Below are 23,765 nucleotides of genomic sequence, written 5' to 3'. Positions count from 1 at the left end.
GCGCCTTGAAGCCGGTTTCGAAAGTTCTTCAGCGAGACGAAGCTCCGCCTCTAAGGGCTCCAGCCCGGAACAAGCGCCTGTTCGATTTCCTCGCGCTGTGTAATCTCAATGTCCGAGCGATTTGGCGCGATGTTCTCCGCCGCGGAGCTGACGATCCTCTCGGCGGCCTGCATCAGTTCGAGCTCCGATCTGGTCATCCACCCCGCATTCTGCCACAGCAGCGAAATCGCTTCTTCCAGAATGGACTCAGCCCGGGCAAGACGACGGATGCGGGTGCCGATCTCGTCCTGGGACCTCTGCTCGCGCGAACCTGCGTGGCGCGATTGGTAGATCAGGGATAGCCGTTCCGTCTTCAAACCGGCCAACTGCCCCTCGATCGCATCGATCCTCTTCTGCAGATCGAGACGGGCGCGCCGCTCGGCATCCGACGGCTTCAGCAGTTCTGCCCAAGCGTTTGATGGAGCAACATTGTGTGCGATGCTTTCATCGGCGTCGAGCAGCCGGGGGATCCGGCGCTGTGCCTCTTGATGGACGATCAAGGCGTCCTGCCTGAGAATGCGGTGCAGCGATCCGACGAACAGCTTTTCATGGTGGAACGCGATAACGTTCCCCGCATTCCCGCGTCTCACCACCACACCGTTTCGATAAAAGAACCAGGCCATTTCCGCCTCCGTCGCTGAGTTCTTCCATAGACGTTCGAGCTCCGACTGAAACCCGGCCAGCGGAAAGCCGGCCGCCTGAGCCGAACGGCGCATGGAATCGGTCATGCGCGGCGCATTGATGACCGGCACGGCCCCAAGTTCGTCGATCAGCCAGTCGGCAACGTGATCGTTGCCGTCGGCACGAAGCGCCTCGATAATCGACTTTTGCCAACGGCTTGGGACGGCCTTGCCCTCGATCAGATAGGCCGCGAGCGCCATGACTTTGTGAAGTCTCGGCGCATGGTGACGCATGTCCAGCGCCCGAAAAGTTATCGGGGAGACGTGCCCCATCAGCAGGTGCAGATGATTCGCACCCCCGCCCGCCCGCGGCTTATCGTTGTGAGCGAACACCATCAACGGGTGGTCGCGCACCTTGAATTCCGTGACGACAAGGTCGACCACCCTCGCCACCTCGGCTGCCGTCAGAGTCTTCCGGGGCGAAACATAGAGATGCCAGAGCGCAATCTCGGCACGGGACGCCGCCGTCAGGGCCGCCATGACTTGCATGCCATCGATGGTCTGACGGACGCACAGATTGCGCATCTCAACCAGTTCCGGACGCTGATCCTTTTCCTTCCAGAGGTGTGCATCGAGACGACGGGCGTCCGTCAGCGACCCCCGATATGAAAAGGCGCGCCCGATCATCACCGCGGCCCGATCGAGCGAGCAAGCAGCAGCAAGGCGGACACTGCATCCTGCAGCAAGGTGATCATCTGCGCGTGGTGTTCGGTATCCGCGACCCGAGTGCGGCTCTGCTTGACCTCGTTCGCGCAGCCAATGATGGCTGCGTGGATTTCAGCGAGTTTTTGTCTTATTCCGTCGTATTTGGCGCGCCTCCTGCGCGGACGCGTTCCGGACAGATCGGCTTCGATCAGATCCCTGATGTATTGACTGAGATCGGTCTCCATCGAGGCCGCTCGCGCGGTGGCTGCGTCCTTGAGGGCTTTCGGCAAGCGCACGGAAGATGGGGCGTTGGTCGCGTTTGGCGTATTACAGCCAATCTCTGGATGCTTCGCCAATGGCTCTTCCCGGCCGTGCTTGGAGCCGCCCCCATTCACCTGATTTCGCTCCAGACGGCATCCATCCAGCGGCCGAGCCGCCGCAGCATGTGCTCGCACGGGCCGATCCGGGTCCGCTGGATACGGGCCCGCAGTCTGAGGACCTGCTCGCGTTCGGCCCGTGTCAACAACTGAAACTCCCATGGAAGGTCGCGGATCAAGGTTAGATGGCTGGTCGATCGGGCGAGGCGCCGGATCAGCATGCGAGCGGCCTTGTTCCCGCGCTGCTCGGCTCGTGCGAAGATCGCGACGAGCCTAATCGGCCTGGGGAAACCTGAGGCCGCGCGAGGCCTCCTCCATCATCTTTGCGATCCAGCTCGCGATGCGCCGCTGCACAGCTGCCGCCGACAGCCGATCGAGCGGCCGGCCCGCGGCATCAACCCACAACGCGGCGAGTTTTGCCGGATCGGCGGTTACGAAATCGATGAGATTCAGTCCCGTACGGTCCACGGGCTGCCAGAGACGATCATCCAGGCGTGGCAGTACGATCTCCGACACGCCCGCACGCATCTTGGCGAAGTGGTCCGCCTCCAGGTCGAGGAGGCCAGGGTCGAAATCCGCCGGGAACACGGTGCCGACCCGTTCATTGAGCACCCACACCGGCCGGGCGAGCGGCAGCGCCGCGCGCACTAAGTCGCTGGTCGTCGCCAATGCCCGCATGGCGTCACGATTCGAAGTGGTCACAAGCGCGACGATCATCTGCCCGCCGCTATCGGCAATCACCTTGTCGAGGCCCATGTCGCACAGGAAACGCACGACCGGCTTGTCCCATGTGGCCGCCGTGTCCAGCACGATGCTGCCGCCGCTCTCCGCCGCCTGGTCGATGGCGAGAGACAAGGGCGAAAATGCCCGCAACAGGGCAAGGGGATCGTCGGGTGAGTCGAACAGATCGATGTCGATCGCGTGGACGCTGCCGAGCTTGGCAGCCAACCGCTGCTGAACGTCAGCGGAAAAGACCTGAATATCGCATCCGAGCGAGCGCAAGATCAGCGCCACGAGCTCGGAAAACAGGCTCTTTCCCTGGCCGCCGATGGCGGACAGAACGACGATGAAGTACCACCCCGGCATCAGTTGCGTCTCCTCCATTGATGAGCGACTGAATAGGGCATGGCCTGACGAACATGGCTCCCACGAACCTTGCGTGCAAATTGTCGTAGAATGTCGTTACCTGTCGGAGAAGCGATGTCTATCGTCTGAGGACGTCGGGCTCGGCTTGCGGGCGGAGCTTGGACGCGCAGGCTTTTGCAAGCCTGCGGAGAAATCGAAAAGTCGTCCCGGCGGTGGCTGCGGCGGCAAGATCGAGGGTCGGCACCGGCAATCCCGTCGCGCGGCCTTTCGGCGTGTTGCTAAGGACGCCGGCGAGCGAGGCTGACGGATCGCCGCCAAGCTGCGCGACATGGTGATGGTCGCCCATGCACGCGCGGCGCCAAAGTTCGGCGGCCGAGTCACGCACGGCGCTATGGCAGGCGATCCAAAAGCCGCGTCGACGCCGGCGTCGCGGCGTCTCCGCCTGCCCCGGCGCTCCATCCAGCATTCCCGAAAGACGTCTTGCCACGATGTGGTGCTGGCAGCTCGCGACCCAGATCGTCAACATCGCCGAAATGACGTCGGGACGGATGCCGTCTGCGGCGATCGCCCCCGCCAGCAGATCGACGATCCGAACGATGACGTCCTGAACCGGCGCCGTCGGCCGCTCCGTCGCCGGCTGCAGGACCGCCTCGAGCACGTCCCATACCAGGCGGGCTTCAGGCGACGGCTCGGCCCAATTGTAGAGCGTTCGCCGTCCCCGGTTTTGCTGATCCGGATCCCGTGTCGCAAGACACACGCGATCGCGTACATGTTCAAGAAAGCCCGGCGCGACATCCGTCATTCGAACAATGAAATCTCCGAGCCGCCTTCGCAGATCGTTCAGTGCGGGCTCGGTCAGACCTTCGAAGAAGTAAGTTTTTGCCGCGTCGAATGGGAAAGGTGTCGATCGGACAGCCACCAGATGCGGCTCGCTCGGCAATTGGCGCAGCGCCGCGTACACGACATGGGGCGCGACGGGCGCAGCGATGACGGCCGTCCTGAAGGAACCTATGCGACTGCCCGCGCTCTGCAGCGCTTCGGCCGTCACCGGCGCCATGTCCACGTTTGAGAACGGATAGCGCCCGACCAGCGCGTCGAACGTTTCGGGCAATATCTCGGACGGGATGGAGGCCGACCCGGTGCGAGCCGCCTGACGTGCCGCGTCCAGGAGCGCGGACAATTGCAAGATGACCACCCTGATACGAGCCGAAGCTCTCCGCCGCGCACTCCGCTGTCGAAACGATGACGCAGCCTGCTCGAGAGCTTCGAGCTGAACCGCGAGGTCGATGGCGGGATGGCAAGCTCGGAGCAAAAGCCTCTCGACCTCGGCACGGTCCTCCTCGGCAAGCATGCCCGCTACCGTAACTTTTCGCGGCGGAACAGAATCTCGTCCATTGCGGCGTGGGTCCGGGCCTGGTTGATGCGTTGCCTGAACTGCTCGAGTTCGGGCGAGATCGGCGAGTTCTGCGCCCCGCTCGGCTGCGGCGGCGAGCCGAAGTCGGTTGGTCGAGCAGACGATCGCCTCGTTGCCGATGCCGACAAGCGATCCTTCCTTTCCCTGGCCCGGCTAATGACGTTGTAGAGCGATTGCTCGGTGAATTCCGCCCCCGTCCGCCCCCGAGCTCCCCGGTGGTTCAGACCCTCGGCAATCTGCTTGTAGGTTAAGCCACGCGCCAACATCGCCTCGAACGCCTCGAGATGTCGGTCAATGACCGCTTGTGTTTTTGGAGCGCCCAGCTCGGTCACAGCCAGCGCGTCAACAATCGGGTGCAGCAATTCGTCGAGGATCATCGCCGGCCCTTGCCCCTCAGATGACGAACGAAAAACATACCGTCCGGCCCCTTCGACTGCCGGACGTCACGACGTTGGAATGCCCGATCAGGAGGCCGGCAGACTGAGGATCACGGGCGTCACCCGTGCGGAGCGGCTCCTGCGAATCTTCGCGGCGGCACGGTCGGCAAGATCCGCCATGAACTGGCGAGCCGACGGCCGCTCCTCGAAAAAAGCCTGCAAAAGCCGGCAATGGCGGACGTCTAACATCTCCGTAATCATCGCCGCGATCTCGATCGACTGAGCCTGGTCGGTCTCCATTTTGGCGGAGCCCCCCTTGTCGCGGCGTATCGTCTGCTTGACCCATTCGACCGTCACCCGCTCGCCGCGCCGTACACGCGCGAGCACCTCGTGCACCGTATCTTCGCTTACCGACGGAGCACCCAGATCCTGCGCGGCGGACAGCGGCAGCCGGCACACGTCCTCGCCGTGGCGCTGGAACAGATGCGCGATATTCATATAGAGTTGCGCCTTCCGCGGCTCGAATCCTGCGACCAGACGGCACCACCGCAAGAACATGCCGTGCGCGAAATATTGCTTGGCCTCTACCAGCGCTGCGCCGATCACCACCCCGGTGCAGGTCAGCCGCTTCTCGCCCTCCAGGATGACACCCTCGAGCTCATCCAGCCTGTCCCGCACCTCGGGTGACAACTGGCCATAGTCGAACTGCTCGCCGCCCGTCATGGTCGCGCGCTCCAACGCTCTCTTATTCGAGTGTGTTCTCGACCAAGATACACGAAGGGAGGAAAACGTCAATCTTTTCAGAATGATGGCAACTCGGCACGGTCTTGTAAGCTAACCAATTGCGAAAAGTTTTCGCTTTTGGATGCCCCAACGACGTCGGCTCGTCGAACGGAGCGTGCCCCAACTTGCGACACTGTGCGGCCGTCGAGCCGGAGAAAGTCATCAGCGAATGAGGGGCAGCTTCGATCTAAGACTGCGAGGCCATGAATAGCGCAAACGGGGAAGCGAGCACCGGTGGCGCTCGAGGCGAAGTGCTTCCCAACGCAACCCGCATTTAGGGTCTGTACTCAATAGGGATTCCCTCTGAAATTGGTTTGTGATTCATGCTTCTCAGCGGAAGGGAGGCTTGAATGGCAAAGCAGGTCTACTGGCTCAGCGATGCGGAATGGCGGCGGATTGAGCCGCTGTTGCCGCGAGGGCGCAAGGGAGCGCATCGGGTCGATGATAGACGCGTGATCAGCGGCATTATGCACATGCTGAAATCTGGTTCGCGCTGGCGCGATTGCCCGGAAGTCTACGGTCCCTACACGACGGTCTACAACCGCTTTAACCGCTGGAGCCGACAGGGGATTTGGACGGACATTTTTTACGCGCTGACCGGATCGACCGGCATGTACGGATCGATGTCGGTGGATTCCAGCTACATCAAAGCCCATCGCTCCGCAGCCGGCGCAAAAGGGGGGCCTTCAATAATGCAATCGGTCGCTCGCGCGGCGGCCAGACCACCAAAATCCGCGCGCTGACCGACGACATCGGCCGTCCGCTTGCCTTCCTGATTACCCCGGGCAACACCCATGACTTGGTTGGCGCACGCGGTTTGATCGGCATGGTCCGCAACCCGCGCCGTCTGCTGGCCGATCGAGCCTATGACGCCAGGAGCTTGCGCGACGAACTGGCCGCACGCCGTATCAAGGCCGTGATCCCGCCAAATCCAACCCGCAAGCATCCGCATCGCTACGATAAGATCGCCTACAAGGGCCGCAATGTCATCGAGCGGATGTTCTGCCGTCTCAAGGACTTCCGCCGCATCGCAACCAGATACGACAAGCGCGCAGACATCTTCCTGTCCGCAATCCTTCTCGCCGCTGCAATCACTTGGTGGATCAATTGAGTCCGGACCCTAGTGCATCGCGCGAAGGGGTTGGTCGACTGGTTGGACAAGCGCCCCGTCGGACGTCGAAGTTGGATTAACGCTTGCGGTCGCGTGTCACACGACGCCTTTGTCCGCGCCGACCAAGTCGCGCCCGAGCACGCGCAGCTGGTCCATCTGCCAATCCGAGTTCAACGCAATTTTGTTGTCGGCGAGCGAAAACGCGATCTTCTGCTCGGGCGTCAGATGATCGACCCGGAGAACCGGCACGCTTCAGATCGCGCCAGTCGTGCGCGCTCTCAAGGGCATCCGGTAGGCTTTGCCTGGTGCCGCATCTCGTCATGGCGAGGCGCCCGACAATCGGGAACAGCAGCGGCGCATGGCGCGACCAGACTGGCCCCGCCTGCCAGGCGAATTCAACGCCGGCATCATCCTGGAGCAAGCGCAGCTCGGCGCCTTGATGCTCGCCGTGAGGCTGCCGAAGCGGATGGTGTGAATGTTCCCGCTCATACTGCAAACTCGTAATCTCGCCGCACATCCGCGCTCGGCGCAATATGCGACCAAAAGCCTCTCATTGTCAGCAACGTCCTTATACCGCGTGGCCGACGACGGTTCTCTCTCAGGGCTTCGAGGTGTTGCCAGGCCTCGCTCTCGTATCCCACGGCCGCTTGCCATCACCGTCGCGATCCCAGGCTCGCGCGGTAGGACCGCTTTTCGTCTCTTCGGCTTCCTTGGCGCGGGCAGCCTTGATCTGATCGTGGGATGAGAGTTCAGGCGCGGCTGGCGCCGGACCTGCGAATTGCGCAGCCGAGGCGGGCGCTAAGAGCATGACCGCGATGATCGCGAGATATGTTTTCATACCGGTCAGTAGCACGTCCAAGGCGGAACGTCCGATTTTGTTCATTCCTCGTGTCGCAGGTAGCCAGCATTTCGTCGTCCGCATCACCAACCGGCGCTTTGGCCCGATATCGGTCCTGTTGAACCATAGATTGCGACTGAAGGGTGATCCGCCCTGGCAACGGCTGTCCTGTGCAAAGCCATGCTACGTCATGCGATAATTATTGCCCCGGTGCCGCAATTCGTCATCCTGGAGCGAGGACAGCTCGGCGCCTTGCGCCTTGCTGGTCGCGGTGAGGCTAGTGCTGCGGAAGGGGTGGATGTTGGCGGTCATGATCGGAGATCTCCAGACTTTCCGAACCCTTCACACCAGCACGTAGCCAACGACTGAATTAGACAACGCACCCATTAGCCGATCGTCTCACAGGTTCGATCAAATTGGGTTCGTTTTACCAAAATTGCGCTTGCTCCCTCAACTCCATCATCCATCGCTTCCGTGCCGCGAAGCCGGCCTATCGCTCGCCGACGTCGCCTGTGGGCTCGACATTCATAGCGTTCGATTGCCACGAGGCGCCGTACCTGTTCAAGGGACGGAGACTCCAAGTCCAGCTCCGCCAGTAGGGCCCTTCGGACGGCCGCAACCCGCAGCAACTGGGTTTGGGCCTGCGCCATTTCCACCGCCGCCACCTTCTGGGATGGGCTCGCGCCCTCCGGCGTCATCACCTCTACCAATTTGTAGGCTTGTGTCACGGTGGGAGGATCTGCGGCCAACGGAATAGAAAGACCATGGCTCTTGGCGTTGCGGCTCGATTTCAGTCGTCCTGCCAAGCTCTTCGGCCCCGTACTCCGTTTTGCATTCTCGCGATTTGCTTTGATCTGCTTCTCACTGGCCATGACGAGTACGCCTTTACTCCCCCTTTCGATTCGCATCCTGCTCGCGGCGGAGACGCCAATCTTCCTTGCGGAGCTTCTGGCGGCCTCGTTGGCGTGATCCGATCATCCTTCCCACATCAACAGTGCTTCGCTGTTGTTCTGTGCCGATCTTGCATAAAGCTCTGCCTCGGTGACGCCGAATTTCGCGAGGAGCGAGTGAATTTCGTTTCGCTCTTTTTCGTTCTCGCTGAAATACTTGTTTCCGCGGCGAGCGGCATTGTCTTGGATTCTTTTTAGATTGCTCTCACCAGGAATAATCTCATCCAAAATTTGCTGCACGGCGGCAAGTTTACCACAGCGGATGAGTGCGTTGGAGGCCCTTCGGAAGAGACGCTCCTCCCACAATTTGGTGCTCAAGTCATGGAGTGCAATCCAGTCCGACATGGTCCTGGGCTTGCGCTCTTCGATCAAAGCGCAGACCATTTTCCAATAGAGGCCCGAATCCTCTCCCTCAAGCAAGACTGGTTCGCAGAAAATTCCCCTCACGTAATCCGGAATGTCGACATCTTGTACTTTTACACTTTCGGTTTCCACTACCTCTTGCCTCGTCGTACGCAAATCAGCCCCGGCCCCGCGATAGTAAAATGAGTCAGCCAAATCGGTGGCATCAAATGACTGAATATTTTCGCCGCGATGTAAACTCGCTGGTAAGATTCGAGGTCCCTCGTCATCGTTTCGCGAATCGCAACGCCGTGACGCTGCAGCAAGGGTACTGTGGCATGCAGCGAAGTATCGAGGCCGCGCGGTCACGAGACGGGAAATGTGAATTCGGGCCGGCGGTCCTGCTTGTAGCTCCCGGTGGACCCAAAATGCATTGACCGCTCCATGGTTTTGACCCTTTGCGCAACTTTTGGTTTTCACCGCGAGGGCGCACCGAAGGCCCACTGCCAAGCTGTTTTTGATCAGCCTTTTTATGCGCAGCCAATGAGCTAAGCGCTCTGCACGAGGCAGGGTTCGCGGTCGCGCGGGATCGCCGTCGGAGAATTGGGCTGACGTCGGGGACCCGAGCTTCCGCGAGATTCCGAGCCAGGTGGACGGCAGGGTCTTCACCCAATTGGTCTTGAAGGACAACTTCAGGGTGGAATTACCTACGCCGAACCGGGGGCCGAGGACCAGGAAGGGAAGCCAGTCCCAATGCCAGCGTTGGGTGGGGCCGCATTCCCGATGCGCATTCTCGATTACCTAATCTACGAGCCCATCCGCGCCGTACTCGCAACCGCGCGCCAGCAGCCTGAGCGAAACCATCAGGCGTGCAACCTAGAAACTAGCGCGAGGGCTTGCGTAGCCGGCGCCCCTCCGCCGCCACCATTCTCGTCGATAAATTCAACGCCAGCGTCTTCCAGCGCTCTACGGATAGCGCGGTCATTGGCAGTTGTTAATGAAGTCGCTCCCTCACCGGCGTACGTTCATTGGCGGATCCGACGCTAGAGTCCCACCCGCGTCGCAATTCGTCGGCAAGGCCCCAACAGCGGACCCTCTATCAGCTGGTCACGGTCCACGGATCGATGATCGTCAGACCGGCAGCATTGAACGCACTCGTGTCGCGCGATGCTACGGCGAACCCATGCGCGGCGGCGATTGCGGCAATGTAGCCATCGGGCGTGGGAAAGCCTTTTCCGGCCGCGCGCGCCTTGACGGCGAGATCGGCATAGCGCCGCGCCGCGGCGGTATCGAAGGGCAGGATGCGGGCCGAGAATAGGTCCAGCACACCGTCGAGCGCAGCTGCCAACCTGTCCTTGCGCCTGCCGCGTGGCAGCGCGCCGATGCCGAACAACAGCTCGGCGATGCTGACGCTGGAGAGAAACACCGTCTCGGCAGCTTGGGCGTCGAGCCAGTTACGGACCGATGGATTTGGTGCGGGCTTCATTGCCTCGGAGACCACATTGGTATCGAGCAGGATCATTCGAAGCGCATCGGCTCAGCGGCACGCGCGTCGCGGCCATGTTCAAGTGCCTCGACATCGGCATTGGTGAGGCCGATCTTCCGGCTCATCTCCGAAAGGGCGGTGCCGAGCCGCAGCCGGCCCTCGGGACGGACGGCGGCCTCCAGAATGGCGCGCATTTCCGCTTCCGCGCTGCGATTATGCCGCGCCGCACGGACTTTCAGGGCGCGATGCGCCTCCGCGGAGAGGTTTCGGATGGTGACGGCGGCCATGATAGCATTATCCAGATTCTGACTACATTGCTATCAAATTATAATATTTGATATCGTTTTTCAAGAGTGATTGCGGCGGCTTGCGCGCTGGCGCACGGCCATGCAGATATCTCCCCTGCCGGTCGCGAACAAGTTATGGCGGCAAGTCCTGTTCACGCTGTAGCCAATCTCGCCATACCGGATCGACGTCCCCGCTCGAGTCCAGGAGGCCCGATCGCCATGACAGGCCCTCAAACCAACCAAGATCGGATGGGCAAGCTCGAAGGAAAAGCGGGATGCGACATGGCACACCGAATTTTCAATGGGCATACGCGCCCACCCTCATAAACAACACACCATCTCGCGCAGGTCTCAATGGCGAAAGCACAACTGCTTGCCACGGATGAGAAGCCCGCCGCTCGGCCCGTTATAACGGCAGACCAGGCGCTCACTCGCGACCACAGGACCGGCCGCGGCCTGAGCGAAAGCTCCAAGCGTTGCAGCGTAGAAATTAGCGCGAGGACTTGCGCAGCCGGACCCCCGCGCCGCCACCATTCTCGTCGATGAACAGCACTCCCGCTGCTTCGAAGGCCAATCTCACTACCTGAAGGGTCGAACGCCGCGGCTCATGAGTGCCTGCCTCAAGCTGTCTAACGGTTACAATTCCAACTTTGGCACGATCTGCGAGATCCTGCTGACTCCAATCTAGGAGACCACGCGCGGCACGACACTGCATTGGAGAAATCATTTCGACCACCTCCGCAGAAATATGTCGAAAAACGATCGATTCGTCCAAATATCCATTATAGTCGTATCTGTCGTTTTTAGATGGATTGGATTAATGGCCAGTCGCACTGAGCAATGGAAGTCGCGAATTGGGTTCCTTGGAGGATCCGACGCCAGGATCATCATGGGCGATGATCAGGACAAGCTCGTCAGGCTCTGGCGCGAGAAGCGAGGCGAGATCGCGCCTCAAGACCTCAGCCAAGAACTGATTGTCCAACTCGGCAGCATTACCGAGGACCTCAATCGCACCTGGTACGAACGCAACAGCGGCCACACCGTTAAGGACGTCCAACGGAAGGTCCGGCACCCCATCCACAAATGGATGGGCGCGACGCTCGATGGGCGCGTAGAGCGGACCGGGGCGGTGTTCGAGGCCAAGTTCATGCTGCCCTGGAATTTCTCCGAGGAAGCAGCCGCCGACAAACATATGGCCCAGCTTCAACACAATACGTGGGTGGTCGCGGCGCGCTCGGCGGTACTCTCCATCATTACCGGTGGTGGCAAGTGGGTCGAAATAACCGTTCACGCCGATCCGCTCTATCAACACCTTCTTTTGACGGCCGAGAAGAAATTCTGGCGCTGCGTCCAGACCGGCGAGCCACCGGCGTTGTTCAATATCGAAACGCCTCGCCCGCGGCTTGAAGCGATCAAGATTGTCGATATGGCCGCATCCAATTCCTGGGCCGAGCTTGCGGCAACCTATCTCCGGACTCGCGAAGCTCACGGAGATCATGAACTAGCCAAGACCGAATTGAAGAAGCTGGTCCCTGAGGACGCTAAGGAGGCCGTTGGCCATGGCATCAAGGCCAAGCGTTCGAAGTCAAATGCCATCAGCTTTGAAGCTCTACCGATAGAGGTCGCCCAGGCGTTGTCAGGTGCACACATTGGTGCGATCGCAGCGCCATAGTGTCTGCTCCTGTAAACGAACCCAGCCCTCAAGCATTTTTCATCACCATATCCGCAAAACCTAACATCACAAGCGCACCAATGAACGACGAGACCAAACCGCAGAAAAATCGGCGCACGCTCTCACAACTGGCGCCCAATCCACCGAAGGTGCGCCTGCGGCCGACGACAGGATCCTCGAACCCAAATGAGAGCCGGTTGAAAAGCGCTCCGCCTCCAAACTCGATTCGAGACTATCGTCGGCGTGCCGGCGTCTCGCTGGCACACCTTGGAAGGCTCTTGGGCGTTACCGGCGAAACCATCCGCCGGCTTGAAGAGCGCGATACCTGGCTGGATGCAGACCGGGCGGCAGAGATCGGCAAAGCGCTCGGTGTGCCGAAGGAAGCGTTGGGTTTCAGTGATACGCCCGACGCCTATGCGTGGGCTGCCAAGGCAATTCCTGTCATCGGATCGGTGATCGCAGATGACCAGGTTCAATACTGCAAAACCGGACGTCGCGTGGCGGGCGGCTCCCATTTGCCTTCCGATGCGGTGGCTCTCGATATCATAAACGGAAAGCTACGGGGCTGGATGCTCTTCTATAGAGAAGGCCTTCGCGAGCCGATGAACAAGGAGGTACTGGAGCGCCAGGGCCTAGCTGAAAAGTTTATCGTGAAGCTCAGTGACGACACGACATGGTGGCGAAACATCAAACTAGCCTCAGAGCGGCATATATTCCATCTCAACTCGCCTTATCTGCAATCCGTCAATGACGTCGAAATCTCGTGGGTCTCCGAGATTCTAGCGTTGCAAGTTCCGCTGTTCGATCTTCCGAACGACGTCAGTGGGAAACAATAAATGTGGTGCTCAATCAGATTTCTACGAAGCCAGTCCGAGTTAATAAAATCGCTGTCGGAGGGAGCTAGTGAAGCAAACACTCACGGGCCTGGGGCTAAGGGCCCGGGATCGCGTGCCATCATCTCCGAGACATTGATGTTGGAGGGGCGGCCAATGCATCAATCCAGTGAGCGTATCGGAACTATCGCAGCGGCCCTTGCTCGCGCTCAAGCCGATCTGATCAACCCGGAGAAGACCCTGACCGCCGTTATTCGCTCGCCCTTCCCGCGGGAGGACGACCGAACCTTTCGTTATGCTTCCCTCGCAAGCGGCTTGGACATCGTCCGCAAGGCGTTAGGCCAGCAGGAGATCGCAACGATCCAGACCACCCGGGTCGAGCGGCCTGGCGAGCAAATCCACCTCACCACCCTGCTCGCCCATGCCTCCGGGGAATGGATTTCCTCAGATCTGCCTGTCTGCGCCTCAAAGGACGTCGAAGCGCCGCACCGGATGGGCGCGGCGCTGACCTATGCCCGCCGCTACGCCCTGTTTGCCCTGGTCGGAATCGCAGGTGAGGACGATCTGGACGCACCTGATGCGATCGCTGGGCCGGCCACCAGCGAACCACAGACCGCCTCAAAACCAAAGGGGAAGCCATCCAAGAGCATCCTCAACCGCCCTCCGGTCCTGCCGCCCGAACACTCTACCAATCTATTAGACCTGCTTCTTGGCCAGCTAGACTCCCAAGCCGACGATGGCCTCCTCGCGTGGGCCAAAGCCAGCCTCCCTCTCAAGAACACTCTCCTGGAAGCTGATGCCCGCATCCTGGAAACCGCCTACCAGAAGAGATTTGAGGGAATTGCCTATTCCGGCGCCGATCAGCTTGTGAAGCCACACAGATCCAATGATCCGCTCACACCGGCGGATGGCGGAGCGCAGGGCGTCGGCAACGGCCCACTTCTGGATCAACCGATCGGTTTGGCCTTTCCCAAAGAGGCCACCCGGAAGCGGAGCAAGGCGCACCTAGCCTTCGTCCGCGCGCAGCCTTGTCTTATCTGCAAGCAGACACCCTCCGATGCCCACCACGTCAAGTTCGCCAGCCGAGAGCTCTCGGCCGGAAAGTCAGCGATGAGTTCACGGTGCCTTTGTGCCGTCCGCACCACCAACAGCTGCACCACCATGGAAAGGCCTGGTGGGGGGACTTGCAGATATCGCCTCTGCCCACCGCGAGACAGTTATGGGCCACAAGCCCAATCCACCCGACAGCCGCGGCCCTAGTCGAGAAGTCCTCTCAACCGACCGACACTGGCATGCAGTGAGAGGGCAGTGGCGTACTGCACACCATAATCGCTTTCATACCTCGTCGGCAGAAGTGCCTCTCAAGGCTTTGAGCTGCTGCTCGGCTTCGCTGGTGTTTCCCACGGCCGCTTGCCGTCGCCGTCGCGATCCCAGGCTCGTGCGGTAGGACCGCTTTTCGTCTCTTCGGCTTCCTTGGCGCGGGCAGCCTTGATCTGATCGTGGGATGAGAGTTCAGGCGTGGCTGGTGCCGGAGCTGCAAACTGCGCAGCTGAGGCGGGCGTTAAGAGCATGACTGCGATGATCGCGAGACATGTTTTCATACTGGTCAGTAGCACATCCAAGGCTGGACGTCCGAAATAACAGGGGGTTCGGCGAATACTCTAGGCTTAAAGCAGGCTTTGGCTCAATTTATAGACGCAGGTCGAGCAGATTTGCGACATGTTTCCTGTAGCTTACGCGCGGTCAGACGTCGCTTTCGGCAGTTTCCTGTTAATGCCGATAACAGGCCGAAAACAGGCGATTATCCGGACAACATCTCAAATCGGCCGTGACCAAGAACCAGTTGCAAACGATCGAAGCCGATCACCTGTATTGATGCAAGTCGGAGTGAGGGCGAGGGCGTTGGCAGTCGCCTCAGGTCCAAACCCGGCGCGATCGCGCGCAGAACTGTCGTAAGGCCTTAAGGGTATCCTGCCTGAACTCTGCGGTGCCACATGCACTACTTTTAGAAATGGGGAGCTGAAGTATCGCGGCAGAAATCATCTGACGCTCGCGGGCGCTCACTCCATTGCCGAACGACACCTGCTTGATAGCTTCTTGCAAAGGAGTCGCGACGCTTTTCAAGAGCGTGAGCGAAAGTAACCGAAATCCCAAGGGAGCGAACTAACCCGTCAACGGATCGCTACAGTAAGGCGCGAGTGCCCCGCGCAATGTGTTGATCTCCCATGAGCCCGGATTTGTCACCATTGCCTCGGTAATTGCACCATCGACGGCAGCCACAATATTGGAATTCGTCAGGTCGCCATTCGGGTGGAAGGCAATAATTAGAACTCCCTTCGCTGCTCGAACACGGTCCATCAGAATTTGCAGTTGGCTCAGCGTGTTCGCGCCGCCACGTTCCGAATTCAGATTGAAGGCGATAATTTGCTTGGGGTCTCCAAATGGGAAAACCTCATCATATGAGGCCGGAGGATTTTGACCAGCGTTCCAGTTTTTAAACGCCATTATGGTTCGGCCGTTTCGGCTAAAACTCGGCCACGCAATCATATGGTTGGGACCAACGCTCGAAAAATAAGTCATGTCGTTACTGTCTCGACGATGCCCGAAGGTGGCAGCCAAGGCTCGCACGCCCTGAAACTCCGCATCTTTCTGAGCCTCGGTAAAATTATCGAACTTGGTCTTGTCCTCGGTCGTCAGGCTCTGCGACATGAACTGCCAACCCGCGTTGAGCATTGCCTGCACTTGCGCGGTGGTGACGTGAAACCCGCCATTGATAGTGTGCAAGGCATCCCCGATGGCTAAGACCCCAGGTCGATTGACTGCTTGGAGTTTTGGAAACAGCACCCTGTAGGTAAGATCGCCTCCGTCATCAGCACGGAATACCATCAAAGCCTTGGAGCGCGGATTAGGTACAAAATCGATATTGCCGAAATCCATGATCGCGCCGCTGCTTCCACGCGCAAAAATGCGAGCGCCCTTGATCTGCGTAAGGTCGGCTCCAGCGCCGACAGCAGTAAACGCGCTAGAGGAAATGGCCACGCTTTGGAAACGTCCCGCCTCTGTTGACGATGGACTCGTTAGCAAGTTTTTGAACCAAGTTGCACCACCCCCAATGTGATAATCTGCCGAAGGCGCTGCGGGAGTGCCCGCCGAGTATAGACGTATCTCGAAACTTGTCGGCGAAAAGCCACCAAAGATGTTGAACTTCGGCTTAAACGTAAACCGGATGCTCCCGCCAGTTACGTTAACCGGTGACGCTAAGACCAGCTTAGGATTTATGGTGGATGTCCCTCCGTTGAAAGTGACCTGTAGAGCGGTTGAGCCATACGGGCTGTCGGGCTCCACGACATCCGCAGGCGTTCCGATCGGGCAAGATGTCAAGTCCGCCGTCGATTGCATCCGCGCGATCGTCGTGTAGGGGAACGTCGGATACGGGAAGTCAATTTTCGTTCCCTCAATGCTCCCCTGCGCCCTAACGACAGAGGCCGAAGGTAGAGCGAGCGGTAAAGTGAGGCCCAAGCTAAGCATGCCTGTCCCCAGCACTTGTCGACGTGTGGGCATGAAATCAGGTATAGCACGTTTCCACTCCCCCTGAAGGAGTGGACGACAAGCAGACCGCGCTCCATAATTAACTGCCCCGACGTGAGCAACTCGCCACCGAGACATTAGCGACGGAAGGAAGTCCGAAATGGCCGACGATGCCGTACTTGGCACGTTGGCCGCCGAACTGCGATTTGACATGCAGAGCGAGTTGACCCGGCAAAACGGTGGTTACCCAATTGCCGATGCCACCCACATGTCAGCGGCCTGGCTGGCGTATAAGCAGTCAATTTCGAGCGACTACGATGTGCTCATCCAACGATCCGCGCGCACATTTCAAATCAAGCCGCCTATCTATCATTGCTTCGTAGCTAGCGCAGAAGTCAATGCTGGGGCCCATCATGACCCCGTTGCCGAGGACTATCGGCTCTCGTTCGAACGTGCAGCTCGTCGAGACGGCCGTTTCGGAGCTGTTTGGCGTCGACCCGGATGCGGCTAGGCAAATTAGAAGCGCTTGTTCGCATTTCTCAAAGAACATCTCCGCATGCTTTTGTCGCGGTGGGCGTTGCTTCGTCCCCAACTCGAGCCGTTCGTGCTGGGAGGTAGACTTGCTGCAGCGCAACTTCCGCCTGAATGAGCTGTGCTGTTAAAGGCGTGACAACCGCTGCAAGCGCCCTAATTCCCCTGAGGAGTCGCTGGGGACTGGACCGGTACCCGAAGCCCCTTGCAACGACGTTGATCCGATTAACCTTTCAGGACCGCGAAGGCGCGTTCATGATTAGTATTCTAACAATTTTCGGAATTGGGTTTGTTACCGGCTACGCTGTTAGAGCCGTCATCTCTCGCCGCAAACGACAGCGACTGAAGAATTCCTCTCTGCCTTAACGACGTGGACGAGCCGCGGAAGTTAACGGATCGAGGCCTGCACGCGGGAGTTCTAAAGGCCGCCCGACCGTCAAGGTTACCGCCTCCCCTCGATTGCGGCGCTGTACCATGCTAGGTTGATGAGCCATTTTTGTCGATAAACCATTTTTTCTCCAAACCCTCGTTGGGTATATGAAAAAAGAGCATTTCCTCACGCTCGACGGCCTACGCGGCCTTGCCGCTTTCGGTGTGCTCCTGTTTCACCGCCGATGGCTCGTTCCAGGCGGCCACTTCCTTGACCACGCATATCTCGCCGTTGATTTCTTTTTCGGATTAAGCGGTTTTGTGATCGCTTACGCCTATGGCGCTCGGCTGCGTGACAGATCGATTTCATTCCTGGGCTTTTTGGCCGTTCGGGTAATTAGGCTCTATCCGTTACTCATCCTAGCTGGAGCCCTAGCGGCCACCGCTTCGGCGCTCGACGGGCATACGGGTGTCAGTGTGTTGATCGCCGACATCTGCGCGATGTTGGCTCTGCCTACCCTGATCCCTGTCGACATCGGCGGGTCGTTCACGTGATCTGATGTTTCCGATTAACGGACCGACCTGGTCGTTATTCTTCGAGGTCGCGATAGATCTCTTTTACGCTGCTCTGGCCCGCGTGTTGACGTTAACATCGCTCGCGGGGATCATTGCTGTCAGCCTTGCCTGGCTGGTCTACGCGACAATCTCAGCATCAACGATCGGCTCTCTCGGTGTCTACTATGAATGGGCATGGAGCGGCATACCGCGCACGTCCTTCTCATTCGTCGTCGGCGTTGCCCTTTACCGCCTTTACGAAGTTGGCCGCCTACCAACTATCAAAATGCACCCGCTTATATTGGCAGCGTCACTCCTTGCCGTTTTCCTCCCCAGCTTCAATAACGGCACAGGCAATATCGTTTTTGAGCTCGCATGCGTTACCATCATTTTCCCGCTCATCATAGCCGCAGGATCGCAGAGCAGACCGGAGGGTTGGTTGGTCGGCGTTGCCACGCTCAGTGGTGCACTTTCCTATCCGATTTATGTCCTGCACATGCCCTTCCTGCTTTGGTACGAACACCTTTCGCTATTGCCGGGGCGAACCACGATAATCGCGGCTGCCCTCATTGTGCCGCCAATCAGCTATCTCGTGCTGAAGTACTTTGACGAGCCGCTTCGCAGACTACTGTCCCGAGCCCTCCGCCGTGCCGTCGAACCCAATGTCGCTCAGCCGAGTTCGAACGAGCCTGCCGTCACTTGACGGGAGTGTTATGTTCTCAAGGCGATGGAAGCTCTAAAGCAGACGCGAGACGAAGGCCAATGGTGCGAAGCCGGCGGGAACAGCATCAAAAGCCAGATAAAAATACGCCGGTTTTCTGGCAACAATAGAGGGGTTACCGCAGCCCCGGACACCTCGCTTAATCCGGCAAATATCGCGATCAGCGTCAGAACGTGATGCGTGGCATCTTTTCCAGCATGATCATCTCTCCTATCTGAGGGGAGTATTGCCTGTGACCGGCCACCTATCAACCCACCAACGTGTCGCCGTTGTACGGCGCTAGAAGCCTACGGATCGTCGTGAACTCCATCGTGCTCGGGAATTGATTGTTCACGTAGTCGATGACGCTGTTGAGGGCCGACACGTAGTTACCGGACAGAGCGTGCATCTCGGTGTGGAATGCGATAACAAGTACGCCCTTGGCCGCCCGAGTTTGATCGAGCGCAGTTACCAGATGGCTAGCGCGCCGCGTCCGAGACTAACTTGAATCTGCCGAATTGAAGTTAGATCAGCGCCTATGCCGCCAAGAGTGGCGTTCAAGGCCGCAGTGTCAAACGCGACCGCTTGCCGACGGCCGGAAGCAGCACCATTGCCGGTGCACTGGCCCTTGATCAAACTAGGCAGCCCGAATTGATGGTAGTTCGACCCCGGCGACGCGGGATCTGTTCTCGAAAAAAGCCGAAATTTAAACGTCGCTAGATTGAGAGAGACGCGTTCGTGATCGGTTTGAAATTGATCCGGATAGATCCGTTTTGGACGTTGACACCAGACGTCATTGTAAGCGCCGTCTGGTCTAGACTCCAAGTGCTCGTCGCCGTAATCTGGGGTGCCGTGCTTTGACCATAGGGATTGTCGGAGGATGCAACGTCAGTAACCGTTGCATTCACATTAGGGGCCAAATCAGACGCGGCCCGAATGCGGGCAATAGTCGTGAACGGGAACGTCGGATATGGGAAGTCTCCGCTCCCCCCGCTCTCCCAAGGTTACCGCGACCATGGACAGTCACGGTGTCCGGTCCCCCTGGGCCACCAACAGAGACCCTTAAAGAAGTGAACCATCACCTGAAGGTAGTGGCTTTCCAAAGCTTGACTAATGAGAATTTGGAGACAGCGCTGCAGCCAAACGTTCGACTCAATCAAGTCTTAAGTTTCATTGCTTGCTTCAATGCGAGCAAATGGCATGCGAAAGCTTATCTTACGAGCAATTCTGCCGATATTCTTTGTGCAGCCCTGCATCCCCCGGGTGCACGCAGAGTTCACTCTGCCGCCGTTTCAATACACGGCCTTCTGCGTCAAATACCCCACAGATTGCAAATCGCAACCTCCCAGCGGCACGGGCCTAGAACTGCGCAAGATCCAACTCGTAAACACGGCCGTGAACGCCCAAATTGCGCCGAGCGAACGAACGCGGAATACATGGGAACTCTATCCTCATGAGGGGGACTGCGGCGACTATGCAGTCTCGAAGCGACACCTGCTTTTATCGTTAGGCGGCAAATCCTCGCAGCTACTTCTTGCTGAGGTGCTCAATCGAAAGAGTGGTGAGCACCACCTCATCCTGATTGTCCTTTACGAAGGAGGCGCCTTGGCCTTGGACAATCTCTACGAATACCTGCTGCCCCTCGACGAAGCAGTTAGACAGTACCAGTTGCTCAGGGTAGCCTCGCCCGACAATCCGAACATTTGGCGCACATCCCTACCCCTACCCCTACCCTAGATATGGCAACATCAAATTATACATCATCTGACAGAATGAACCGCGACATCAAAGAGATGTTGGTGGGGTCGACCGCCGTCCTCCTGTTCGGCGCAGCAATTATTCATTGGCCGTCATTCGGCCTGTTCGTCGACCGATATGTCTTTTCTAATCTCAGGGTCGCCTGGCATTTCGTGCTGAGTTTCTTCTAGCCGGTAAGACCATTCCCCGTCAGAAAACTGATTCGACGGATAGCGCACCCAGGTGCTAAAATGAAATCCTTTGCAGTGCACAAAGGATTTCATCGATGCGTACCTTATTGATCTCCGCCGCCATCTGCTTCGCGTTTTCATCCACCTGCGCACGAGCAGGCGAAAACTGCATGCTCGCGACATCTGACGAAGCTATGCGGGAATGCTTCGATCGGACGTTCTCTACGACGCAGAAGCAAGAGCCGGCGGCCACGACGCAGAAGGCTAAGACCGCGCCGAAACTCGCATCGCCGCCGAAGACGCAGAGTCTATCGGACGGATCAACAAGATAGCGCTCGGGCCAGGCGTTGGTGACCTCAGGGGGTGGAAGCCCGCTGCAGCGCCGCCCCTGAAGGGATGAACTTCGTGCTGATTAACGATGCACGGAACCATTGAAACTTCTCGCTCGATTCGCGCTTCAACCAGCGATGCGCCGTTGGACTGATGAAGAGATTGCAAGATTGAGGAAGCTCGCACAACGGCGGCGAGCAACGCAGATTGCGATTGAGTTGGGACGTTCGACTGGCGAGGTTCACCGCAAGGCCAGGTCGCTAGGCATTTCGCTCCGCATCTTGACCTCGCGATCTGGTTGTCAGCGGCAGGCGCCCCGAGGAGATCTCGCTCGCTTTCGATCGGTCGGCCAAGGCCATCCGCAACGTCTCCCTCCGGCGAGGGCCGCCGTGTTGGATTAGTCCAATTGGTGCGTAACAGTCCTTATGGACAGCCATAAGCGCAGTACTCAGCTTGAACGGCTTGAGGTGGTCGAGACTGGTCGCCGGCGACGCTGGTCGGATGACGAAAAGCTGCGGATCGTGACCGAAAGCTTTCAAGCGCCGCGCGCGATATCGTCGACAGCAAGACGCCATGGCATATCACGTTCGTTGCTGATGACATGGCGGCGCTCGTTCGGTCCCGAGCCGATCAGCCCTCAAAGCGAGCAATCCGGCTTTGCGCGGGTCGTCCTTGCCGCTGAGGTCGAGCCGGCGGTTGCTGCCACAGCGACGAGCGGGCAGATGGTGATCGTCGTTGGCCGGGATCGTCGGGTGATTGTCGATGCGGGCGTCGATGCGGCCGCCCTGGCGCGGGTGCTGCAGGTTCTGGAGCGTCGATGATCCCAGTCTCTTCGAGCGCACGCATCTGGATTGCGACCGGCTACACTGACATGCGCAAGGGCATGCAGGGTTTGTCATTATTGGTGCAGGAAAGCCTTGGTCGCGATCCGTTCGCCGGAGATGTCTTCGTGTTCCGCGGACGCGGCGGTTCGCTGATCAAGGCCTTGTGGCACGATGGAATTGGATTGTCGCTCTACGCGAAGCGGTTGGACCGTGGCCGTTTTGTCTGGCCGGCGACGGTGGGCGGTGTGGTGGGGCTGAGCGCGGCGCAGATGAGTTATCTGCTGGAGGCGATCGACTGGCGCAATCCGCAGCACACGTGGCGGCCACAGAGCGCAGGATAGGCTCAAAAAAGTTCTGAGGTGCGGAAGAAAAGACGCCTCAAATCGCCTCTTTTGTGATTCCATCGGGGCCATGGGTGACGGCCTTGAATCGCTGCCAGACGACATCGAAACGCTGCAAGCGGCATTGATCGTTGCTCGGGCGGAGGCTGCGGCCGCCCGTGCCCGGCAGTCCGACGACCAGGCGTTGATCGCCCATCTGAAGCTGCAGATCGAGAAACTCAACCGCGACCGCCATGGTCCGCGCTCGGAGCGTACCGCGCGGCTATTGGATCAGCTTGAACTGACGCTGGAGGAGCTGGAGAGTTCGGCGACGGAGGACGAACTCGCCGCCGAAATGGCCGCGGCCAAAACCACGAAGGTGGCGTCGTTCACGCGCAAGCGGCCGTCACGCCAGCCGTTCCCGGAGCATCTACCTCGCGAGCGGGTGATCGTGCCGGGACCTGTGGCGTGCGCCTGCTGTGGCGGCGCGCGGCTGTCCAAGCTCGGCGAGGACATCACCGAGACGCTGGAGGTGATCCCGAAATCCTGGAAAGTGATCCAGCACGTCCGCGAGAAGTTTACTTGCCGTGATTGCGAGAAGATCAGCCAGGCTCCGGCGCCGTTCCATGTGCTTGCCCGCGGCTGGGCGGGGCCAAGCCTGCTGGCGATGGTGCTGTTCGAGAAGTTTGGTCAACATCAGCCGCTGAACCGGCAAGCGGAGCGCTATGCCAAGGAGGGCGTGCCGATCAGTCTGTCGACCCTGGCCGACCAGGTCGGCGGCTGCACCGCGGCGCTGGCACCTTTGTTCAAGCGCCTCGAGGCCTACGTACTGAGCGCCGAGCGATTGCACGGGGACGACACCACGGTTCCGGTCCTGGCCAAAGGCAAGACCGACACCGGCCGGATCTGGGTCTATGTGCGCGACGACAAGCCTTTTGGAGGGCAGGCCCCGCCGGGCGCGGTGTTCTATTACTCGCGCGATCGGGCCGGCGAGCATCCCCAGGCTCACTTGGCCAACTACAGCGGAATCTTCCAGGCCGATGCCTATGGCGGCTATGGCAGGCTTTACGAACCGGGCCGCAACGCAGGTCCGATCCTGGAAGCCGCGTGCTGGGTCCATGCCCGGCGGCCGTTCTTCGTGATGGCTGATCTGGCCGAGAATGCGCGTCGCAAGGCTCAGGGCAAGAGGCCGGCAGTGATCTCGCCGCTGGCGCTGGAAACAGTCCGCCGGATCGACGCCCTGTTCGAGATCGAGCGGACCATCAACGGTCAGAGCGCCGAAAGGCGCCAGGCAGTTCGCCGGGAACTCAGCGCGCCGCTCGTGGCCGATCTGGAAGCCTGGATGCGCACACAACGCGCCAAGCTCTCGCGCAGCAACGATGTCGCCAAGGCCATGGACTACATGCTCAAGCGCTGGAGCGCATTTACCCGCTTCCTCGATGACGGCCGCATCTGCCTGTCCAACAATGCGGCGGAGCGTGGCGTGCGCGGCATCGCTTTAGGTCGGAAGTCGTGGTTGTTCTGCGGCTCGGATCGCGGCGGCGAGCGGGCGGCGGTGATGTACAGCCTGATCGTCACCGCCAAGATGAACGACGTCGATCCGCAAGCCTGGCTCGCCGACGTTCTGGCGCGCATCGCCGAGCATCCCGTCCAAAGGCTCGACGAACTGCTGCCATGGAATTGGCGCTCTGCCATCCGGAACGTTGATCAAGCCGCCTGAGCCGAAAATGACCCGCGCGCGGTCTTCGCCGGATGCTTAC

General features: G+C 59.4%; 28 protein-coding genes. 12 read left to right on the top strand and 16 right to left on the bottom strand.

Features of this window, described 5'->3' with window-relative positions:
• Positions 1–50: 50 nt before the first annotated feature.
• From UB31_RS11755 to UB31_RS11725, 7 genes are all read right to left on the bottom strand, one after another.
• Positions 51–1,346 (bottom strand): relaxase/mobilization nuclease domain-containing protein, encoded by a 1,296-nt coding sequence (locus UB31_RS11755; protein ID WP_045011005.1) that lies wholly within the window; start codon positions 1,344–1,346, stop codon positions 51–53.
• Positions 1,346–1,609: a hypothetical protein gene (locus tag UB31_RS11750; RefSeq protein ID WP_156175311.1), complete on the bottom strand. Its 264-nt coding sequence runs from the start codon at positions 1,607–1,609 to the stop codon at positions 1,346–1,348. Before UB31_RS11750 ends, UB31_RS11755 begins: the two co-directional genes overlap by 1 nt.
• Positions 1,610–1,755: 146 nt before the next feature.
• Complete coding sequence (locus UB31_RS11745; protein WP_045011003.1) at positions 1,756–1,962, bottom strand: hypothetical protein; 207 nt, start codon at positions 1,960–1,962, stop codon at positions 1,756–1,758.
• 52 nt (positions 1,963–2,014) lie between these two features.
• Positions 2,015–2,827 carry a hypothetical protein gene (locus UB31_RS11740; RefSeq protein WP_156175310.1) on the bottom strand — a complete coding sequence of 271 codons (813 nt, stop codon included), beginning with the start codon at positions 2,825–2,827 and terminating at the stop codon, positions 2,015–2,017.
• A gap of 118 nt (positions 2,828–2,945) precedes the next feature.
• Entirely contained in the window at positions 2,946–4,013 is a 1,068-nt protein-coding gene (locus UB31_RS11735) for a hypothetical protein (RefSeq protein ID WP_156175309.1), read from the bottom strand.
• Positions 4,014–4,183: 170 nt separating this feature from the next.
• The gene (locus tag UB31_RS11730; RefSeq protein WP_045011000.1) at positions 4,184–4,618 is read right to left on the bottom strand and encodes a hypothetical protein; all 435 of its coding nucleotides are present in this window, start codon (positions 4,616–4,618) and stop codon (positions 4,184–4,186) included.
• Positions 4,619–4,705: 87 nt separating this feature from the next.
• Complete coding sequence (locus UB31_RS11725; protein ID WP_156175308.1) at positions 4,706–5,341, bottom strand: hypothetical protein; 636 nt, start codon at positions 5,339–5,341, stop codon at positions 4,706–4,708.
• A gap of 410 nt (positions 5,342–5,751) precedes the next feature.
• Between UB31_RS11725 and UB31_RS40390 the strand changes: the two genes are divergently transcribed.
• A protein-coding gene (locus UB31_RS40390) for an IS5 family transposase (protein ID WP_502691252.1) occupies positions 5,752–6,512 on the top strand; the annotation gives its coding sequence in 2 pieces (ribosomal slippage) (positions 5,752–6,078 and positions 6,081–6,512; 759 coding nt in all).
• Between the two features lie 96 nt (positions 6,513–6,608).
• On the opposite strand, the gene UB31_RS41370 is transcribed toward UB31_RS40390, so the two are convergent.
• The 8 genes from UB31_RS41370 to UB31_RS40375 all read right to left on the bottom strand — a co-directional run bounded on the left by UB31_RS41370 (position 6,609) and on the right by UB31_RS40375 (position 11,130).
• Entirely contained in the window at positions 6,609–6,761 is a 153-nt protein-coding gene (locus UB31_RS41370; RefSeq protein ID WP_156175306.1) for a ParB N-terminal domain-containing protein, read from the bottom strand.
• Positions 6,762–7,110: 349 nt separating this feature from the next.
• Entirely contained in the window at positions 7,111–7,395 is a 285-nt protein-coding gene (locus UB31_RS11715) for a hypothetical protein (protein ID WP_050044766.1), read from the bottom strand.
• 138 nt (positions 7,396–7,533) lie between these two features.
• The gene (locus tag UB31_RS42815; RefSeq protein ID WP_283806079.1) at positions 7,534–7,662 is read right to left on the bottom strand and encodes a hypothetical protein; all 129 of its coding nucleotides are present in this window, start codon (positions 7,660–7,662) and stop codon (positions 7,534–7,536) included.
• Positions 7,663–7,736: 74 nt separating this feature from the next.
• Positions 7,737–8,222, bottom strand: coding sequence for a hypothetical protein (locus tag UB31_RS11710; protein ID WP_045010998.1), 486 nt, complete (start codon positions 8,220–8,222; stop codon positions 7,737–7,739).
• A 102-nt stretch (positions 8,223–8,324) separates the two neighbouring features.
• The gene (locus tag UB31_RS11705) at positions 8,325–8,795 is read right to left on the bottom strand and encodes a hypothetical protein (protein ID WP_156175305.1); all 471 of its coding nucleotides are present in this window, start codon (positions 8,793–8,795) and stop codon (positions 8,325–8,327) included.
• Between the two features lie 946 nt (positions 8,796–9,741).
• Positions 9,742–10,164, bottom strand: coding sequence for a type II toxin-antitoxin system VapC family toxin (locus tag UB31_RS11700; RefSeq protein ID WP_045010996.1), 423 nt, complete (start codon positions 10,162–10,164; stop codon positions 9,742–9,744).
• Positions 10,161–10,415: a FitA-like ribbon-helix-helix domain-containing protein gene (locus UB31_RS11695; protein WP_045010995.1), complete on the bottom strand. Its 255-nt coding sequence runs from the start codon at positions 10,413–10,415 to the stop codon at positions 10,161–10,163. The genes UB31_RS11700 and UB31_RS11695 overlap by 4 nt, the downstream gene beginning before the upstream one ends.
• A 490-nt stretch (positions 10,416–10,905) precedes the next feature.
• On the bottom strand, positions 10,906–11,130 hold the full coding sequence (locus UB31_RS40375; RefSeq protein ID WP_349643866.1) for a helix-turn-helix domain-containing protein: 225 nt from the start codon (positions 11,128–11,130) through the stop codon (positions 10,906–10,908).
• Positions 11,131–11,235: 105 nt separating this feature from the next.
• Here UB31_RS40375 and UB31_RS11685 point away from each other — a divergent pair, with 105 nt between their 5' ends.
• The 3 genes from UB31_RS11685 to UB31_RS11675 all read left to right on the top strand — a co-directional run bounded on the left by UB31_RS11685 (position 11,236) and on the right by UB31_RS11675 (position 14,180).
• Positions 11,236–12,087 carry a YqaJ viral recombinase family protein gene (locus UB31_RS11685; RefSeq protein WP_045010994.1) on the top strand — a complete coding sequence of 284 codons (852 nt, stop codon included), beginning with the start codon at positions 11,236–11,238 and terminating at the stop codon, positions 12,085–12,087.
• Positions 12,088–12,167: 80 nt separating this feature from the next.
• Positions 12,168–12,923 (top strand): helix-turn-helix transcriptional regulator, encoded by a 756-nt coding sequence (locus UB31_RS11680; RefSeq protein WP_156175304.1) that lies wholly within the window; start codon positions 12,168–12,170, stop codon positions 12,921–12,923.
• Between the two features lie 153 nt (positions 12,924–13,076).
• A complete protein-coding gene (locus tag UB31_RS11675) occupies positions 13,077–14,180 on the top strand; it encodes an ERF family protein (RefSeq protein ID WP_502691251.1) in 1,104 nt (367 codons plus the stop codon).
• Positions 14,181–15,083: 903 nt separating this feature from the next.
• On the opposite strand, the gene UB31_RS11670 is transcribed toward UB31_RS11675, so the two are convergent.
• Positions 15,084–16,448, bottom strand: coding sequence for a polysaccharide deacetylase family protein (locus UB31_RS11670; protein WP_045010992.1), 1,365 nt, complete (start codon positions 16,446–16,448; stop codon positions 15,084–15,086).
• Positions 16,449–16,608: 160 nt separating this feature from the next.
• Here UB31_RS11670 and UB31_RS41365 point away from each other — a divergent pair, with 160 nt between their 5' ends.
• The 8 genes from UB31_RS41365 to tnpC all read left to right on the top strand — a co-directional run bounded on the left by UB31_RS41365 (position 16,609) and on the right by tnpC (position 23,725).
• The gene (locus UB31_RS41365; RefSeq protein WP_156175303.1) at positions 16,609–16,959 is read left to right on the top strand and encodes a hypothetical protein; all 351 of its coding nucleotides are present in this window, start codon (positions 16,609–16,611) and stop codon (positions 16,957–16,959) included.
• A 557-nt stretch (positions 16,960–17,516) separates the two neighbouring features.
• Positions 17,517–17,903: an acyltransferase family protein gene (locus UB31_RS11660; protein ID WP_045010990.1), complete on the top strand. Its 387-nt coding sequence runs from the start codon at positions 17,517–17,519 to the stop codon at positions 17,901–17,903.
• A gap of 4 nt (positions 17,904–17,907) precedes the next feature.
• Positions 17,908–18,606, top strand: a complete 699-nt coding sequence (locus tag UB31_RS11655) for an acyltransferase family protein (protein ID WP_045010989.1) — start codon at positions 17,908–17,910, stop codon at positions 18,604–18,606.
• Between the two features lie 1,182 nt (positions 18,607–19,788).
• Positions 19,789–20,340 carry a transglutaminase-like cysteine peptidase gene (locus tag UB31_RS43020; protein WP_082078491.1) on the top strand — a complete coding sequence of 184 codons (552 nt, stop codon included), beginning with the start codon at positions 19,789–19,791 and terminating at the stop codon, positions 20,338–20,340.
• A 35-nt stretch (positions 20,341–20,375) separates the two neighbouring features.
• Positions 20,376–20,531 carry a hypothetical protein gene (locus UB31_RS41360; protein ID WP_156175302.1) on the top strand — a complete coding sequence of 52 codons (156 nt, stop codon included), beginning with the start codon at positions 20,376–20,378 and terminating at the stop codon, positions 20,529–20,531.
• A gap of 755 nt (positions 20,532–21,286) precedes the next feature.
• Positions 21,287–21,682 (top strand): IS66-like element accessory protein TnpA, encoded by a 396-nt coding sequence (tnpA, locus tag UB31_RS11640; RefSeq protein ID WP_044999804.1) that lies wholly within the window; start codon positions 21,287–21,289, stop codon positions 21,680–21,682.
• Positions 21,679–22,026, top strand: coding sequence for an IS66 family insertion sequence element accessory protein TnpB (gene tnpB / locus UB31_RS11635; protein WP_044999806.1), 348 nt, complete (start codon positions 21,679–21,681; stop codon positions 22,024–22,026). Before tnpA ends, tnpB begins: the two co-directional genes overlap by 4 nt.
• 70 nt (positions 22,027–22,096) lie before the next feature.
• Entirely contained in the window at positions 22,097–23,725 is a 1,629-nt protein-coding gene (gene tnpC / locus UB31_RS11630; RefSeq protein WP_044999807.1) for an IS66 family transposase, read from the top strand.
• Positions 23,726–23,765: the final 40 nt, after the last annotated feature.

The organism is Bradyrhizobium sp. LTSP849, from assembly GCF_000938255.1.
In the GTDB taxonomy this organism is placed as follows: Bacteria; Pseudomonadota; Alphaproteobacteria; order Rhizobiales; family Xanthobacteraceae; genus Bradyrhizobium.
The sequence above is the reverse complement of the archived record's forward strand: the minus strand, read 5'-3'. Positions and strand labels throughout refer to the sequence as shown.

Bases quoted from the DNA above. Each gene is read 5' to 3' on its own strand.
- UB31_RS11755 (WP_045011005.1), bottom strand. From the start codon at position 1,346: ATGATCGGGCGCGCCTTTTCATATCGGGGGTCGCTGACGGACGCCCGT.
- UB31_RS11750 (WP_156175311.1), bottom strand. From the start codon at position 1,609: ATGGAGACCGATCTCAGTCAATACATCAGGGATCTGATCGAAGCCGAT.
- UB31_RS11745 (WP_045011003.1), bottom strand. From the start codon at position 1,962: ATGCTGATCCGGCGCCTCGCCCGATCGACCAGCCATCTAACCTTGATC.
- UB31_RS11740 (WP_156175310.1), bottom strand. From the start codon at position 2,827: ATGCCGGGGTGGTACTTCATCGTCGTTCTGTCCGCCATCGGCGGCCAG.
- UB31_RS11730 (WP_045011000.1), bottom strand. From the start codon at position 4,618: ATGATCCTCGACGAATTGCTGCACCCGATTGTTGACGCGCTGGCTGTG.
- UB31_RS11725 (WP_156175308.1), bottom strand. From the start codon at position 5,341: ATGACGGGCGGCGAGCAGTTCGACTATGGCCAGTTGTCACCCGAGGTG.
- UB31_RS11715 (WP_050044766.1), bottom strand. From the start codon at position 7,395: ATGAACAAAATCGGACGTTCCGCCTTGGACGTGCTACTGACCGGTATG.
- UB31_RS42815 (WP_283806079.1), bottom strand. From the start codon at position 7,662: ATGACCGCCAACATCCACCCCTTCCGCAGCACTAGCCTCACCGCGACC.
- UB31_RS11710 (WP_045010998.1), bottom strand. From the start codon at position 8,222: ATGGCCAGTGAGAAGCAGATCAAAGCAAATCGCGAGAATGCAAAACGG.
- UB31_RS11700 (WP_045010996.1), bottom strand. From the start codon at position 10,164: ATGATCCTGCTCGATACCAATGTGGTCTCCGAGGCAATGAAGCCCGCA.
- UB31_RS11695 (WP_045010995.1), bottom strand. From the start codon at position 10,415: ATGGCCGCCGTCACCATCCGAAACCTCTCCGCGGAGGCGCATCGCGCC.
- UB31_RS40375 (WP_349643866.1), bottom strand. From the start codon at position 11,130: ATGCAGTGTCGTGCCGCGCGTGGTCTCCTAGATTGGAGTCAGCAGGAT.
- UB31_RS11685 (WP_045010994.1), top strand. From the start codon at position 11,236: ATGGCCAGTCGCACTGAGCAATGGAAGTCGCGAATTGGGTTCCTTGGA.
- UB31_RS11680 (WP_156175304.1), top strand. From the start codon at position 12,168: ATGAACGACGAGACCAAACCGCAGAAAAATCGGCGCACGCTCTCACAA.
- UB31_RS11675 (WP_502691251.1), top strand. From the start codon at position 13,077: ATGCATCAATCCAGTGAGCGTATCGGAACTATCGCAGCGGCCCTTGCT.
- UB31_RS11670 (WP_045010992.1), bottom strand. From the start codon at position 16,448: ATGCTTAGCTTGGGCCTCACTTTACCGCTCGCTCTACCTTCGGCCTCT.
- UB31_RS41365 (WP_156175303.1), top strand. From the start codon at position 16,609: ATGGCCGACGATGCCGTACTTGGCACGTTGGCCGCCGAACTGCGATTT.
- UB31_RS11660 (WP_045010990.1), top strand. From the start codon at position 17,517: ATGAAAAAAGAGCATTTCCTCACGCTCGACGGCCTACGCGGCCTTGCC.
- UB31_RS11655 (WP_045010989.1), top strand. From the start codon at position 17,908: ATGTTTCCGATTAACGGACCGACCTGGTCGTTATTCTTCGAGGTCGCG.
- UB31_RS43020 (WP_082078491.1), top strand. From the start codon at position 19,789: ATGCGAGCAAATGGCATGCGAAAGCTTATCTTACGAGCAATTCTGCCG.
- UB31_RS41360 (WP_156175302.1), top strand. From the start codon at position 20,376: ATGAACCGCGACATCAAAGAGATGTTGGTGGGGTCGACCGCCGTCCTC.
- tnpA (WP_044999804.1), top strand. From the start codon at position 21,287: ATGGACAGCCATAAGCGCAGTACTCAGCTTGAACGGCTTGAGGTGGTC.
- tnpB (WP_044999806.1), top strand. From the start codon at position 21,679: ATGATCCCAGTCTCTTCGAGCGCACGCATCTGGATTGCGACCGGCTAC.
- tnpC (WP_044999807.1), top strand. From the start codon at position 22,097: ATGGGTGACGGCCTTGAATCGCTGCCAGACGACATCGAAACGCTGCAA.